This is a genomic window from Saccharopolyspora pogona, assembly GCF_014697215.1.
Taxonomy (GTDB): Bacteria; Actinomycetota; Actinomycetes; order Mycobacteriales; family Pseudonocardiaceae; genus Saccharopolyspora; species Saccharopolyspora hattusasensis.
This window is the reverse complement of the sequence record NZ_CP031142.1, coordinates 7398374-7413584: the sequence shown is the minus strand read 5'-3', so window position 1 is coordinate 7413584 and position 15211 is coordinate 7398374. Positions and strand designations below refer to the sequence as shown.

Annotated in this window: 15 protein-coding genes; 7 read left to right on the top strand and 8 right to left on the bottom strand. The window is 69.6% G+C overall.

The window, feature by feature from the left end; translation table 11 throughout:
* From DL519_RS34925 to mbhE, 5 genes are read right to left on the bottom strand one after another with little or no spacing between them, the layout of a single operon-like run.
* Positions 1–549, bottom strand: coding sequence for a Na+/H+ antiporter subunit E (locus DL519_RS34925; protein ID WP_190821173.1), 549 nt, complete (start codon positions 547–549; stop codon positions 1–3).
* Positions 542–2077 (bottom strand): Na+/H+ antiporter subunit D, encoded by a 1536-nt coding sequence (locus DL519_RS34920; protein WP_190821171.1) that lies wholly within the window; start codon positions 2075–2077, stop codon positions 542–544. Before DL519_RS34920 ends, DL519_RS34925 begins: the two co-directional genes overlap by 8 nt.
* Entirely contained in the window at positions 2074–2490 is a 417-nt protein-coding gene (locus DL519_RS34915) for a Na(+)/H(+) antiporter subunit C (protein ID WP_010315771.1), read from the bottom strand. Before DL519_RS34915 ends, DL519_RS34920 begins: the two co-directional genes overlap by 4 nt.
* Entirely contained in the window at positions 2487–3032 is a 546-nt protein-coding gene (locus DL519_RS34910; protein WP_190821169.1) for an MnhB domain-containing protein, read from the bottom strand. The genes DL519_RS34915 and DL519_RS34910 overlap by 4 nt, the downstream gene beginning before the upstream one ends.
* A complete protein-coding gene (mbhE, locus tag DL519_RS34905) occupies positions 3029–5404 on the bottom strand; it encodes a hydrogen gas-evolving membrane-bound hydrogenase subunit E (protein ID WP_190821167.1) in 2376 nt (791 codons plus the stop codon). The genes DL519_RS34910 and mbhE overlap by 4 nt, the downstream gene beginning before the upstream one ends.
* 445 nt (positions 5405–5849) lie before the next feature.
* Between mbhE and DL519_RS34900 the strand changes: the two genes are divergently transcribed.
* The 6 genes from DL519_RS34900 (at position 5850) to DL519_RS34875 (ending at position 11878) form a co-directional block, all read left to right on the top strand.
* Entirely contained in the window at positions 5850–7541 is a 1692-nt protein-coding gene (locus tag DL519_RS34900; RefSeq protein ID WP_190821165.1) for a serine/threonine-protein kinase, read from the top strand.
* Between the two features lie 37 nt (positions 7542–7578).
* Entirely contained in the window at positions 7579–7839 is a 261-nt protein-coding gene (locus tag DL519_RS47615; RefSeq protein WP_223839922.1) for a nuclear transport factor 2-like protein, read from the top strand.
* Positions 7799–8605 carry a purine-nucleoside phosphorylase gene (locus DL519_RS34890; protein ID WP_190821163.1) on the top strand — a complete coding sequence of 269 codons (807 nt, stop codon included), beginning with the start codon at positions 7799–7801 and terminating at the stop codon, positions 8603–8605. Before DL519_RS47615 ends, DL519_RS34890 begins: the two co-directional genes overlap by 41 nt.
* A gap of 473 nt (positions 8606–9078) precedes the next feature.
* Positions 9079–10740 (top strand): phospho-sugar mutase, encoded by a 1662-nt coding sequence (locus DL519_RS34885; protein ID WP_397545085.1) that lies wholly within the window; start codon positions 9079–9081, stop codon positions 10738–10740.
* A 2-nt stretch (positions 10741–10742) separates the two neighbouring features.
* Positions 10743–11195 carry a flavodoxin family protein gene (locus tag DL519_RS34880; protein WP_190821159.1) on the top strand — a complete coding sequence of 151 codons (453 nt, stop codon included), beginning with the start codon at positions 10743–10745 and terminating at the stop codon, positions 11193–11195.
* A 347-nt stretch (positions 11196–11542) separates the two neighbouring features.
* A complete protein-coding gene (locus DL519_RS34875) occupies positions 11543–11878 on the top strand; it encodes a hypothetical protein (RefSeq protein WP_190821157.1) in 336 nt (111 codons plus the stop codon).
* A 288-nt stretch (positions 11879–12166) separates the two neighbouring features.
* On the opposite strand, the gene DL519_RS34870 is transcribed toward DL519_RS34875, so the two are convergent.
* Together DL519_RS34870 and DL519_RS34865 are read right to left on the bottom strand one after the other, a co-directional pair.
* The gene (locus DL519_RS34870; RefSeq protein WP_190821155.1) at positions 12167–12547 is read right to left on the bottom strand and encodes a type II toxin-antitoxin system death-on-curing family toxin; all 381 of its coding nucleotides are present in this window, start codon (positions 12545–12547) and stop codon (positions 12167–12169) included.
* Positions 12548–12561: 14 nt separating this feature from the next.
* Positions 12562–12768 (bottom strand): type II toxin-antitoxin system VapB family antitoxin, encoded by a 207-nt coding sequence (locus tag DL519_RS34865; protein WP_168585334.1) that lies wholly within the window; start codon positions 12766–12768, stop codon positions 12562–12564.
* Between the two features lie 53 nt (positions 12769–12821).
* Here DL519_RS34865 and DL519_RS34860 point away from each other — a divergent pair, with 53 nt between their 5' ends.
* Entirely contained in the window at positions 12822–13412 is a 591-nt protein-coding gene (locus DL519_RS34860) for a TetR/AcrR family transcriptional regulator (RefSeq protein WP_190821153.1), read from the top strand.
* 202 nt (positions 13413–13614) lie between these two features.
* Here DL519_RS34860 and DL519_RS34855 read toward each other — a convergent pair whose 3' ends face one another.
* The gene (locus DL519_RS34855; RefSeq protein WP_190821151.1) at positions 13615–14964 is read right to left on the bottom strand and encodes a glycoside hydrolase family 18 protein; all 1350 of its coding nucleotides are present in this window, start codon (positions 14962–14964) and stop codon (positions 13615–13617) included.
* Between the last annotated feature and the right edge of the window lie 247 nt (positions 14965–15211).

The window sequence follows — 15211 nt, the reverse complement described above, 5'->3', positions numbered from 1 at the left end:
TCATCCCTCCTGTCCGCTAACCAGCGCCAGCTCGTTCGCCGAGCCGACCGCCTGCACCACCCGCCGCTCCAGCGCCAGCACGTCGCGCCGCACCGATTCGACGTCCTCGACCCGCATGCCGAGCGCGTAGACGTAGCAGATCCGGTTGACCCGGTCGATCTGCAGGACGAACTTGCCGGGCGCCAGCGACACCGCGTTGGCGACCATCGCGGTGATGTGGTCGGAGTCGGTCCGCAGCGTCACCGCGACGATGCCCGACTTCGCGTTCGGCCCGTGGCGTAGCGCCTGCCACGACACTCGCGCCGTGGAGCTCACCAGGTCCCAAGCCAGGTAGCCGACCAGTTGCAACAGCCGCAGCGGCCGCACCTTGATGTTGGTGCTGATCGGCGGCAGCGGGAACACGGTGGACACCAGCAGCGCCACCACCAGGCCGAAGAACAGCGTGCCGAGGTCGAAGGTGCCCCACAGCATCACCCAGACCAGGGTCAGCCAGGCCACCAGTGGTAGCCGTTGCACCAGCCGCCGGCGGCCGATCGCCTGCTCACTCACTGGCGACACCTCCCAGCACCGCCGTCCGATAGGTCTCGCCGTGCATCAGGTCGGTCGCCGCCCGCCCGCTGACGTCGGCCAGCGGACCCGCCACCACGGCGATCACTACGCTCGCCGCCACCAGCACCCCGCTCGCGACGACCATCGGCCGGTTCGACGTGGCAGTGCCGACGACAAGCTCGTCGGTGGGATCGGGGTCCGGCTCCGGCGCCTTGACCTGGCCCCAGAACGCCCGGGTCCACACCCGCGCCATCGCGTACAGGGTGAGCAGGCTGGTCAGCACCGCCCCACCGGTCACCGCGTAGGCCGTCCAGGTGCCCGCGCCGGCACCGGCCTGCAGCAGCGCCAGCTTGGCGACGAAGCCGGAGAACGGCGGCACCCCCGCCAGGCTCAGCGCAGGCAGCGCGAACAACACCGCGATCAGCGGCGCCGCCTTCGCCAGCCCACCCATCCGGGTCAGCGCCACGGTGCCGGTGTGCCGCGTGATCAAACCGCTGACCAGGAACAACGTGGCCTGCACGGTGATGTGGTGCACCACGTAGAGGATCACGCCGGTCAGCCCCACCACGTCGTATACGCCGAGGCCGAACAGCATGTACCCGATGTGGCTGACCAGCAGGAACGACAGCAGCCGGTTGAGGTCGTTCTGCGCCAGCGCGCCCAGCGCGCCGACGATCATGGTGATCAGCGCGATGCCCAGCATCAGGTTCCAGCTCTCGGAATGGCTGAAGACCAGCGTCTGGGTGCGGATCAGCGCGTAGATGCCGACCTTGGTCAAGAGTCCGGCGAACACCGCGGTGACCGGCGCGGGCGCGGTCGGGTAGCTGTCCGGCAGCCAGAAGTGCAGCGGCACCATCGCCGCCTTCACCCCGAAGACGATAACCACCAGCAGCGCGAGCGCGACCTGCAGCCCGTCCGGCAGTTGCTGCACCTTCCCGCCCAGGTCGGCAAGGTTGACCGTGCCCGTGGACGCGTACACCAGCGCGATCATCGTGATGAACAGCAGCGACGAGGCCAGGCTGACGATCGTGTAGGTCATGCCCGCCCGGATCCGGGTGGCCGTGGTGCGCCGGGTGATCAGCACGTACGACGAACTCAGCATGATCTCGAACGCGACGAACAGGTTGAACAGGTCGCCGGTGAGGTACGCCAGCGACACGCCCGCGCACAGCATCAGGTACATCGGGTGGAATGTGGTGCTGGAGCGCTGGCGACCGTAGTCGGTGATGCGCTGGCCGATCGAGTAGATCAGCACCGCGAAGGTCACCACCGACGAAACGACCAGCAGCAGCGCCGAAAGCCGGTCGGCGACGAGGGTGATGCCGAACGGCGCGGGCCACGCGCCCATCTGCAGCACCACCGGGCCGTAGCGGTCCGCGACGTAGAGCAGCACGGCCGCGTCGACGATGATCCCGCCGAGCACCAGGAGCCCGAGGGCGCGCTGCAGGTCGGCGAACCGACCCAGCGCCAACGACAGTCCAGCAGCGGCCAACGGCAACAACACGGGCAAGGCCACCAGGACTGTCACTGCGTGGCCTCCTTCGCCAGTTCTTCGGTGGTGTCGTCCTCGGACTCGGCGAGGCGGCGCTCCATCCGCTGGATGCGCCGGTCCTCCACGTCGTCGCGGACCTCGTCGTGGCCGAGCAGCGTCCACGACCGGTACGCCAGCGCCAGCAGGAAGGTGGTCAGCGCGAAGGTGATCACGATCGCGGTGAGCGCCATGGCCTGCGGCAGCGGGTCGGCCATCTCGTTCGGCGGGGTGGTGCCGATCATCGCGGCGCCGGCGGGCGGGCCGCCGGCGGTCTGCAGCAGCAGGTTCGAGCCGTGGCCGAGGATCACGATGCCCAGCAGGATCCGCATCAGCGAGCGCTGCATCAGCAGATAGAAGCCGACCGAGTACAGCACGGCGAGCACGACCGCCATCGTCAGGTTGACCGTCATCGCTGCCCCCTGGCCGCCGCTTCGACGTCGGCTTCGATGCCCGAGCCCAGGGTGCGCAGCAGGTCCAGCACGACGCCGACGATCAGCAGGTAGACCCCGCTGTCCAGCAGCACGCTGGTGACGAATTTGATCTCGCCGAGCAGCGGCACGGTGAACTTGTAGATCGCGGTCTCCAGGATCTGCCCGCCGAAGAGCAGCGGCAGGAACGCGGAGCCGGTCGCGATGGTCAGGCCGAGGCCGATGAGCACCGGCGGGCGCATCGAGACGACGGCGCTGTCGTCCATCCGGCCGCCGGCCAGGTAGCGCAGCACGAACGCCTGCCCGGCGACCAGGCCGCCGCTGAAGCCGCCGCCGGCCCGGTCGTGCCCGGCGAACAGCAGGTAGATCGACAGCACCAGCACCGTCGGGAACACGATCCGGGAGGCCAGCTCCAGCAGCACGGTGCGCTGCGTCCCTTCGCGGGGGAAGCCGGACAGCAGCCAGCGTTCGCTCGGGGCATCCCAGCTCGTCCAGGCGGGTTTGGGCTTCGTCGGCGATGTCATTCGCGCACCTCCTCCTGCTGCTGCTCGGCAAGGGCCGGGATCTTGACCCGCGTCGCCGGCGCCACGCGGGTGCTGCGTTTCCGCCGTTCGTGCCGGGACGCCAGGATCAGGCTGGCGACGCCGGTCGCCGCGACGGCGAGCACCGAGATCTCGCCGACGGTGTCGAAGGCGCGGAAGTCGACGATGATCGCGTTGACCACATTGGTCGCGCCGGCGCCCTTCTCGGCGTTGGCGATGAACTCAGCGCTGGCCTCCGACGGCGCCTGCCGGGCCGCGCCGAAGACGACCGCGGCCAGCGAGATGAACACCCCGGTCGCGCCGGCGATGATCGCCTTGGGCACCCGCAGCGCCCGCGTGGTCCGGGTTTCGGTCTGGGTGAAGCGAACCGGCAGCCGGCGCAGCACGAACACGAACGCCACCAGCGTCAACGTCTCGACCAGGAACTGCGCCAGCGCGAGGTCTGGGCCACCGTCCACGATGAACAGCCCACCGATGCCGTAGCCGACGACGCCGACCAGCAGCACCCCGGTCAACCGGCGGCGCGAGCGCAGCACCGCGATCGCCGCCACGACCACCACGATCCCCAACGGGATCTGCAGGAGGTTGTCGTAGAGGCGCAGGTCCGCCGGCACGCTGGCACGCATCAACAGCGCCGAGCCGGGGATCGCCAGCACGGTCAGCAGGATGATGCCGAGGTAGGTCGGCAGCGAACCGACCTGCAGGCGACCGGTGACCCCGACCGCGATCCGCTCCAGCAAAGCCATGATCCGCTCGTACCCGCGCTGCGCGTCCAGCAGCCGCGGCAGCTCGTTGCGCAGCGCGGTCAGGCGCGCCCGCCCCAGGTGCAGCACGACACCGCCGGTGACCGCGATCGCCGACAGCAGCAGCGGCAGCGTCAATCCGTGCCAAAGTCCCAGGTGGTAAGAGTTGTCGCCGGGTGGGAAGGCGCTGGCGTAAGCGCTCGCGAGGCGGTCGGCGATCGGGAACCCGATGCCCAGGACAACGCCCGCGAGCGCGGGCAACCCGGCGGGCACCAGGGCCTCGAAGCCGGCCGGCTTCGCTTCGGTCGGCGCGATGTCCCGCTTCGCCGCGAAGGCACCCCACAGCAGCCGGAGGCTGTAGGCGACGGTCAGCATCGAGCCGACCACCAGCACCACGTCCACCAGCAGTTCCGGCTGGGAGCCGCCGAGGAAAGCGCTGAACGCCGCTTCCTTGCCGACGAAACCGAGCATCGGCGGCAGCCCGGCCATCGACGCCGCGCCCAGGGTCGCGATCCCCGCCAGCCACGGCATCCGGCGGCCCAGCCCGGACAGCTCCCGGATGTCGCGGGTGCCCGCCTGGTGGTCGATGATGCCGACGACCAGGAACAATGTGGCCTTGAACAGGCCGTGCGCCAACAACATCGTGGTCCCGGCGACCGCCGCCGTGTAGGTGCCGGTGCCGAGCAGCACCATCAGGAAGCCGAGCTGGCTGACCGTGCCGTAGGCGAGCAGCTTCTTCAGGTCGTACTCGTGCAGCGCCCGCCAGCCGCCCAGCAGCATGGTGGCCAGGCCGAACACCACGGTCGGCAACCACCACTGCGGCATGCCGGCGAACACCGGCCCCAGCCGGGCCACCAGGAACACACCGGCCTTGACCATCGACGCGGCGTGCAGGTACGCGCTGATCGGCGTCGGCGCCACCATCGCGGCGGGCAGCCAGTTGTGGAACGGCAGCTGCGCGGACTTGGTGAACGCGCCGACCAGGATCAGCCCCGCGGCCACCGCGACCGAGGTGCCGCCGGGCGGCTTCGCGATCAGCTCGGAGATCCGGTAGGTGCCCGCGGACTCGCCGAGCACCACGAAACCGAGCAGCATCACCAACCCGCCCAGGCTGGTGATCATCAGCGCCTGCAGCGCCGACCGCCGCGACTCGCGGCTGATCCCGGCCTGCCCGACCAGCAGGAACGAGCAGATCGTGGTCAGTTCCCAGAAGACGTAGACGGTGATCAGGTCGTCGGCGAAGACCAGCCCGAGCATCGCGCCCGCGAAGGCCAGCAGCAGCGGCGCGGAACGCCTCGCGGCACCGCCGCCGCGGCTGAAGTACGCGTCGGAGTAGATCAGCACCAGCGCGCCGATGCCGGCCACCAACACGGTCATCAGCAGCGCGAGCGGGTCCAGCCGGAAACTGAACTCCAGCCCGATCAGCGGTGCCCACGCGACCGTCTCGGTGATCACCTGCCCGGCCAGCACCGGTTGCGCCTGCGCCAGCACCCACACCAGCGCCGCCGCCGGCGGGACGGCCGCGGTCAGGAACGCGGCACGGGTGCTGCGCCGGGCGAGAAACGGGAGCGCGAGAGCCACCAGCAGGTGCACGATGACGAACGCGAGCAAAGGCACCTCCTCGACGCCGATTGGTCGTGGTCACCCGGACCCGCCGACGCCCGACTACCGGGATTGTTCGCCAACGCCACCGCAGACGCACCGCGACGAACGATGTCGGCGGCGTGCAAACGCTGCGAATATCGGCTTGAGGAAGGCTCGGGCCACCGATGCACAGCGAGGTCCGATCGGAGCCCAACTTATCCGAAACGCCCCAGTCCGAGCCAATCCGCCACCGGCGGCGTATTGGCCGCTCGGCGGCCTTTTTTCGTTGCGACGAAATGACCTTGGCGACATCCGGGGAGGCATCGCCGCGACCGTCGGCGTGGGATTGTTCACTTTTCGTAACGCCGATCCGCCACGCTGGGTGATCGCCTCGGCGGTGTCGGGTAATCGTCCCAGCTGAGCAACGATCCTCGCCGGTTCCGCCTCGCCCGTCCTGCCGACCATGGAAAATATGGCCGTGCCCACGGATAGCTACGAGCCCGACACCCTGGCCGGCGCCGGCCGGCTGATCGCGGACCGGTACCGCTTGGACAGCAAGCTCGGCGGCGGTGCGATGGGCACCGTGTGGTCCGGCACGGACGAGCTGCTGCGCCGCCAAGTGGCGATCAAGGAGGTCAAGCTCCCGCCGGGGATGCCGGACGAGGAGGCCGCTGAGCTGCGCGAGCGGGCGCTCCGGGAAGCCCGCGCCATCGCCGTCCTGTCGCACCCCAACGTCGTGACGCTCTACGACGTCGCCCGCGAGGACGGCGAACCGTTCGTCGTCATGGAGCTGGTGCCGTCGCAGAGCCTCGCCGCGATCCTCGGCAAGCACGGCGCGCTCGACGACCACCAGCTGGCGATGATCGCCGACGGCGTCGCCTCCGGGCTGGAGGCCGCGCACCGGGCGGGCATCGTGCACCGCGACGTCAAACCCGGCAACGTGCTGATCGGCGACGACGGCCGGATCAAGGTCAGCGACTTCGGGATCTCCCGCAATATCGCCGAGCACACCATGACCAGCACCGGCATCCTGCTCGGCACCCCGGCGTTCATCGCCCCGGAGGTCGCCGCGGGCGAGGCCGTCACCGCCGCCGCCGACCTGTGGGGGTTCGGCGCGACGATGTTCGCCGCGGCCGAGGGGCGCACGCCCTACGACGTGCAGAACGATCCGCTGGCCACCGTGACCGAGGTGGTGCGCGGTCCCGTGCCGGTGGTCACCCGGCCAGGCCCGATCGGCGACATCGTCCGGGGCCTGATGGTCAAGGACCCGACGCAGCGAATGCCGTTGACCGAAGCGCGCCGCCGGATCCAGCACCTGCTGCCCGAGCCCGGGAACCGCCCGTTCGCGATGCTGCTGGACCCGGATGCGCCGACGGTGAAGGTGCGGCAGCTGGTGTCGTCGTCGCCTCCGCCGATGCAGCAGCCCTCGATCGGACCTGGCTCGGTGCCGCTGGCCCAGGATCCCGGCCTGCCGCCGTTCGCGTTGAAGGATCCGCCGCCGCAGGCGCGCCGCAGGTCGCCGTGGGCGGTGCTCGCGCTCGGCGTCGTCGCGGTCGTGCTCTTCGCCGCCGCACTGGCCGGGGGTTTCGCCGCGACCCGGCTGGCCGCGGGCGCGTCGGTGCTGCCGGATTCGGCGCCTCCGCTGGTCAAGCCCGGTCAGTTGTACCTGATCACGCACCACGACATCGCGAAGCACACGGCCGCCCCGAACGCCGAGGAGTTCAGCATCAAGGCCCCGGGCGATCCGGGCTGGCGGCTGTTCCACAGCGAGCGCGACGACTTCGCCAACAGCGCGGTGGTGTCGTTCGTGTCCCCGGACGGCACCACGGAGATCGCCGTGCAGCGCTACGGCGGTTTCTTCCGCTCCGGCAAGGAGATGTCGGACTACGAGGCGGCGCTGCAGAACTCCGCCGCGGGCCCGTCGGGGGTCACCGTGGAGTCCGCCGTTTCCACCGGCCAAGACCAGCAGCGCCTGAAGTACCGGACGACCGAGAAGTCGCTGATCGGCTCTCCCACCGAGGGGCGGCAGCTCGGCACCACCGCGGAGTTGATCCGCCACGACAACGACCTCTGGATCGTGCGGGTCACGGTACCGAGCCGCCAGGCGCAGACCAGCGAACCGATCCTCAACCAGATCCAGCCGACCCTGCACATCGGTCCATGAGGATGTTCCCGCAGCCCATCTGCCGTGAGCTGCGGGAATGTCCTCATCGGAGGTCCAGGCCAAGAAACACGATCCGCAGGGTCTTCGCGAGTTCGCCGTGCCCTGCGTGTTCGTGCTCCGGGTGCGGGACGGCCAGATCGTCGAATCCCGCGACTACGTGGACCACTTCGCCTTCGCTGGGCCAGCGGCGCGCTCGACTCGCTCCTCGCGGGCTGAAACGCCGCCGCGCGGCTCGGCACGGACTAAGCTGCGCGCCCGTGACGCCTACGACGACTTCCGACCCGTCCGCCGCCGCTAGCGCCGCCGCCAAGCTCGCCGAGATCACCGGCATCGACCGCCACGACATCGTCGTGGTGCTCGGCTCCGGTTGGCAGCCTGCCGCCGAGGAGATCGGCCTGCCGGCCACCGAGCTGAGCATGTCCGACCTGCCGGGCTTCGCCGCGCCTGGTGCGATCGGGCACAGCGGCAAGATCTGGTCCGTGCCGGTGGGCGACAAGCGGGTGCTGGTCACGCTCGGGCGGACGCACCTGTACGAGGGCAAGGGCATCGAGCCGGTGGTGCACGGCGTGCGGACCGCGGTCGCCGCCGGGTGCCGGACCGTGGTGCTCACCAACGCCGCCGGCGGGCTGCGCGAGGGCATGCAGGTCGGTCAGCCGGTGCTGATCAGCGACCACGTCAACATGACCGCCCGGTCGCCGCTGGTCGGCGCGAACTTCGTGGACCTCACCGACCTTTACTCGCCGCGGCTGCGGGAACTGGCCCGCGGCATCGACTCCTCGCTGGAGGAGGGCGTGTACGCCGGGCTGCCCGGCCCGCACTTCGAGACGCCGGCGGAGATCCGGATGCTGCGCGGGCTCGGCGTCGACCTGGTGGGTATGTCCACGGTGCTGGAGGCCATCGCGGCCCGCGCCGAAGGCGCCGAGGTGTTCGGGCTGTCGCTGGTGACGAACCTGGCTGCCGGGCTGTCCGGGCAACCATTGAACCACCAGGAAGTCCTGGACGCGGGCCAGGCTTCGGCCAGCCGGATGGGCAAGCTCCTGCGCTCCCTGCTGGAAGCCGCGTAGGAGCAGCCGTTTCCGGACTCGTCCCGAGTGGCGGTGCGGGTGGCGGTACCTCAGACGCCGTCCGGACTCCGGGATCACCGATTCGTGCATGACCAATACGCGGATTCGGTGGGCTGCCCTCGCCGGACGACGCCTGAGAGCCTGTCGGCGAATGCCGTCCGCGCGTTTGGAAGCGGCGTAGCCGCTTGCATTCACCTTGCCAAGACGACCATCGGCGGGTTCTGAGAGGTTTTCTGACGAGGACGACCCCTCCGCCGCGTATTGGACATACATCAGGAGGGGCACCCGCAGTCCAGGGAACCTCTCAGGTTCCGCTAAGCGACCACCCACCCAGACCATTCACCAACAGGCTCTCAGCGGCGGTGCCGGTTGCCGGGGTGAGCCGAGCAGCTACGCCGCTGCAAAGGCAAAAGACCGAACCGGCTTACGAGCAGGCGCCGCAGCACCCAGAATCACTGACGGAACCATTCATGATGCAGCGGAGCTCTGGAGGTGGCGTGACGCTGGATGCGCAGGTGCGCGAGGCCGCTCGGCGCTGGATCGCCGACGACATCGACGCGCGAACGCAGGCCGAGTTGCAGCAGTTGCTCGACGCCGCCGACCCGGAGCTCGCGGACCGGATGTCCGGCATGCCTCAGTTCGGCACCGCAGGCCTGCGCGCAGCGGTGCGCGCGGGTGCGAACGGCATGAACCGCGCCGTGGTCGTGCGCACGACTGCGGGCGTGGCGGCCTGGTTGACCAAGCACGGTCACGCCGGCGGTGTCGTGGTGGTCGGTCGCGACGCGCGGCACGGCTCGGAGGACTTCGCCACCGACGCCGCTGGTGTGCTGGCCGCCGCCGGTTTCGACGTGCGGATGCTGCCCGAACCGCTGCCGACGCCGGTGCTGGCCTACGCCGCCCGCGCGCTGCACGCGGACGCGGGCATCCAGATCACCGCATCGCACAATCCGCCGCACGACAACGGCTACAAGCTGTACTTGCAGGGCGGCATTCACCTGGTGAGCCCGACCGACACCGAGATCGAGGCGGCGATCGCCGCGACTCCGGCGGCGAACGCGGTGCCGCGCGAGGAAAGCTGGTCGATCTGCGGGTCCGCACTCGACGACTACCTGGCACAGGTGTCAACGCTGCCGCGCGGCAACGCCCGCAGGCTCCGGATCGCGGCGACCGCATTGCACGGCGTCGGCGCTCAGACGCTGCTGCAGGCATTGCATCGCGTGGGATTCGACGACGTGCACCTCGTTGCGTCCCAAGCGAAACCGGACCCGGACTTCCCCACCGTCGGCTTCCCGAACCCGGAGGAACCGGGGGCGACCGACGCGCTGCTGGAACTGGCCGCCGAGGTCGGCGCGGACCTGGCGATCGCGCTGGACCCAGACGCCGACCGGTGCGCGCTCGGTGTCGAGGAGGACGGCGCCTGGCGGATGCTGCGCGGCGACGAAACCGGCGTCCTGCTCGCCCAGCAGATCCTGTCCACACTGGACTCCGACAGGGATCCAGACCCGTTGGTGGCGACCACGATCGTTTCGGCGACGATGCTGCGCTCGATCGCCGCCGAGTTCGGCGTCCGCTACGACGAGACGCTGACCGGGTTCAAGTGGTTGGTGCGCGCCGGTGACGGCGCCGGAACCGGACTGGTCTACGCCTACGAGGAAGCGCTCGGGCATTGCGTCGATCCGGACGCGGTGCGTGACAAGGACGGCATCTCCACCGCCGTCCTGGCCAGCGACCTGGCCGCCACTGCGAAGGCGTCCGGGCGCAGCGTTCCGGGGTTGCTCGATGCGCTTTCCGCGAAGCACGGTGTGCACCAGACCGGCCAGGTTTCGGTGCGGGTCACGGATCTGAGCGCAATTCCGCGAATCATGCGGCGGCTCCGCGAACAGCCGCCGACCAAGCTCGCGGAGACCACTGTGGACGTGGACGACCTGTTGCCAGGAACCGATGCCCTGGTGATCACCGGGACGGGTGGGCTGCGCGTCGTCATCCGCCCGTCCGGGACCGAACCCAAGCTCAAGTGCTACCTGCAGGTAGTCGAGCACGTCGGCGAACTTCCGTTGGCGGCGGCGAAGCAGCGGGCCGCGGACCGGCTGGACGCGCTGAAGCAGGCGGTTTCCGATCTGGTGCGGGGGGACTGACGATGCCGAGACTGCTGATCGTGCACCACACGCCGTCGCCGGGCATGCAGGCGATGTTCGAGAAGGTCGTCGCGGGCGCCACGACCGACGAGATCGAGGGCGTCGAAGTGGTGCGGCGAGCGGCGTTGAGCGCCACCGCCAGCGATGTCCTCGAAGCCGACGGCTACCTGCTGGGCACCCCGGCGAACCTCGGCTACATCAGCGGCGCGCTCAAGCACTTCTTCGACACGATCTACTACCCGTGTCTGGATTCGACGATCGGTCGGCCGTACGGCTGCTACGTGCACGGCAACGAGGGCGTGGAGGGCGCGCTGCGAGCGATCCGGTCGATCACGACGGGTCTGTCGTGGCAGCAGGTGGCGGAACCGGTCACGGTGCTCGGCCAGCCGGACAAGGATGCGCTGGAGGCCTGCTGGGAACTCGGCGCCACCGTCGCGGCCGGGCTGATGCCCTGAACGGCCGCAACGACGTTTCCGCGCTCACATCGACCGCGCAACGGCGCCCCGTCCGGAGCTGGCGGGCGGCGATTTCGCGCGAATCGTCGTGTTCCGCGACCAACCCCAGTTGATCTTGGTCCGCCCGGTCGGAGTAACCTGATCGTGTCGTCGGGGCGCGCCCCTTGACGGCAGTGGGGCGCCCCGGGCAAAGCCCGCCTTCCCTCATCAACGTGCGATGTTCGGGGCGCCCCGCACCTCGCTCATGGTAATCGACCGACCGGTCCGACCAGCTCAGCAGGTCGATCGAGGAGAACTGCGCAGGACTCCGGCAGCATTTGCCCAGTCGCAGGGGTTACCCTGCGACAGTGAGTGAGGAAGCGATCCGACTCGAACTCGACGACTCCGGCGTCTCCGTGGATCTCCCACAGCCCCCCGGTCCGAACGATCAGGTTCAGGGCGTTCCCTACCGACCTGTCGAGTTCCGTGACAACGACCTGCCGGCCGCCCTGGAGCGGTCCGCCCAATGGCTTCGCGAAGCCCAGAACTGGCTGGGTGAACCCATCGATGTCATCGCAGTCCACCTGGACTACGACGATCGCGAAGGTGCCCCCTACTACGACCTCAAGTTGCTCTGCAACGAAGAGGATCTAGCAGGAGCACCGATCGCCCTGCGGAGATTGCAGAGCGGCGCCGTCGGCTGAGACCCGCGGCACGTACCGGTGTGGTCGGCCGACCACGGCGAGCAGTGCCGGAAACCAACGGACCTCGGCCGCAGAACCGAACGAATTGATCGCGATGGCCCGCCCGGCCCCCGGGCGGGCCATCGCCGTTCAGAGCTCAGCACCGGGACCCCGCGCCACATCACCGCGCCAACAACGCGCGGCGGGAAACCACAGTTTCAACTGAAACTGTGCAGCCATAGCCCGCGGCCGCCACCCTCAGCGGCGAATCACATTGCGCGCCACGGATTCGCGCACCGACGGGAAAGTTCAGACCTTGGGCTTGGCCCAGCGCTCCAACCGGTCCGCCACTTCGGGGAGTTCTCGCTGGTCGCGGCCGACCTCGCGGACCAGCACCAGGGCCGTCTCGTCGTCGGCTTCCACCCACCAGCCGTTCACGTCGCACATCGCCACCGCGGCCACCCAGCCCAGCCGCCAGTTGCCCTCGGCCAGCGGCCGGGTGCGCACGATCGAATCCAGCAACGCGGCCGACTTCAGCCACAACGTCTCGTAGGCGGGTACGCCGAGAACCTCCGCGCGCGGGCGGTACGCCGCCGCGTCAAGCAGTCCGCTATCCCGCACCAGCAGGTCGCCGTCGGCCACTGCCGTCGCGAGCAGGAGCAGGTCGGACGTGTCGAGATATACGGTCACCGGTCAATAGTTGATCACGCAGGACCGAGCTTGTCCAACAAGCCCTGATATCGCGGCAGGACGCGTCGCATGACGTCGTCTAGCTGCTGTTCCTTCTGCTGCCGCGCCCAGCGCTCCGCTAGCGCGCTGCGCACGACCTCCTGCTTGGACCGCCCCTCGGCCGCCGCGAGCTCGGCGAGCCGCTGGTTCTCTTCCTCGGTGAGGCGCAGGGTCATGGCCATGCGGTAGATGGTATCGCGCTGATACCACTCGTCAAAGGCGATACTTTCGGTCGATGGCGAGACCGCGAGCGCACGACGAAGCCCTCCGCACCCGCCTGCTGGACCGGGCCGGGGAGCTGCTCTCCGCGCACGGCCCGGACGGGCTCAGCCTGCGCCGGCTCGCCGCGGACGTGGGCACCTCGACCACCGCGGTGTACTCCCTGTTCGGCGGCAAGCCGGGGCTGGTCCGCGAGCTGTACGTCGAGGGGTTCCGGCGGTTGTGCGACCGGATGGAGCGGGTGGCTCGGACCGGCGACTCGGAGCACGACCTGACCGCGCTGGGCCACGCCTACCGGGACAGCGCGCTGGCCAACCCACACTTCTACTCGATCATGTTCGGCCACGCGGTGCCCGACTTCACCCCCGACGAGCAGGCGTGGGAGCAGGCGCTGCGCAGCATCCACCCGCTGCGGGACGCCATCGGCAAGGGCATCGAGGACGGGGAGCTGATCGACGCCGACCCGGCCGAGGTCGTCTTCGCGGCCTGGGCCCTGGTGCACGGCCTGGTCTCGCTGGAGCTGAGCGGTTCGGCGCCCACCGAAGACGAGCGCAGCGCCCGCTACGACCGGGCACTGCGCAATGGTTTCGCCGGTTGGCGGCGCTGACCCCGAAGTGACGGGGGAGGTTGCTCCGGGGCCAGCGCGTCGTGAGCCTCCAGGCCTGGTCAATGGCCACGAGCGCCCACAACTGCCTCCGGGTCGTGCCGGTTCTCCGCCCGGCGAGGGGCGTTCGGGGTTCTGCCGCCCGGTGCAGGGGCGTTCGGGGTTCCGCCGCCCGCACCGCCGCGCGGCACGCTCCGAAACGTCCTCAGCCGAGCGCGTTGTGGATGGCGGTCATGAGTTCACCCTCGGGGGTGTCGCCGTCCATCGACCAGACCATCGCACCGCCGAGGCCCTGCTGCTTGAGGTACTCGACCTTGCGGGTGATCTCGGCCGCGTCGTCGAAGGTCCAGAACGTGGTTCCGTCGTAGAGCCAGGCGAAACCGGCCTTCTCGTCGCGGTGCAGGGTGAACGAGCCGGCCTTGGCCTTGAGCACCTTGTAGTCCTCGATGCCGGCCTCGTACTTGGCCGGGGCGGGACCCGTCGAGCTCTGGAACAGGCCGTTGTTCTGGTTCGGCACCCCAGTCCAGCCGCGACCGTAGAACGGCACGCCGAGCACCATCTTGTCGTTCGGCGCCCCGGCTGCGCGCCAGGCCTTGATCGTCTGGTCGATGCTCCACTTCTCCGGCGACGGGTCGCCATCGGGACTGAAGATCGCCGACTGGTGGTTGGTCGTCGGGTCGTAGGCGCCGTGCAGGTCGTAGCCCTGGATCGTGCCGAAGGTGAGCAGGTCGAAGACCTTCGGCATCTCGTAGCCGGCCTCGATCTTCTTCGGGTCGGCGGGCAGGAACGCGCTGATGTCGTAGGTCTTGCCGAGCTCTTGGCCGACGGCGTCGAGCTGGGTGCGCCATTCCTGCAGCAGCGCGGTGTAGTTCTGCTTGTCCGCCGGGTCGACGACGTTGCCGGGGCCGCCCTCGGAGGCCGGCCACTCCCAGTCGAGGTCGACGCCGTCGAAGACGCCCGCGGCGACGCCGTCCCCGCCCTGCGGTTCGCCGATCTTCGGCAGGTTGCCGCGGATCCACATGTCGATGCAGGACTTGACGTGGGCGGCGCGGGATTCGGGGGTCGCCGCGGCCGCGTGGAAGTTCTTCGACCAGGTCCAGCCGCCGAAGGAGATGTAGACCTTCAGGCCCGGGTGCTTCGCCTTGAGCTGCTTGAGCTGGTTGAGGTTGCCCGCCAGCGGCTGGTCGTAGGCGTCGGCCGTGCCGTTGACGGTCTGCTCGGCGGTGAAGCGGCGCTGGTAGTCGGCCCAGGCGTCGCCTTCGCCGGCCTGGTTGACCTGGAAGCACTTGCCGCCGGCGTCGAGGTTGCCGAAGGCGTAGTTGAGGTGGGTCAACTGCCCGGCGGCACCGGAGGTGTCGAGGTTCTTGACGAAGTAGTTGCGGTCGTAGATCGACCACTGGGTGAAGTAGCCGACCTTGCGGGCGACGGCCTGCGGCTGGGGGGCGGCCGGGATGTCTGCGGCCCCGGCCGGGGCGGCCAGCGCGGGCAGCCCCAGCGCGAGGATCGAGGCGAGCAACACCGGCAGTCGGAACGGGAAGCGGCGTCTTGCGGACATGGCGACTCCTGCGGCATCGGGGGATCGCTCAAGATGGTTTAGACCATATTCGGATTAGGTCTAGACCAGGTAACGCCCGTTTGGCCGTCGCTACTGCGGGCGGGTCACGACAGCACCCGCGGCGAGCACCCCACGAATCCCGGAAATCCCAGGTAGGACCGGCCGCGACACGACGTGCCGGGGCATCTCCAGGGCTTCCAGCCCCAGGAAAAATCGGGAAATTCCCGCTGCGGCGCGGCAGAGGCGT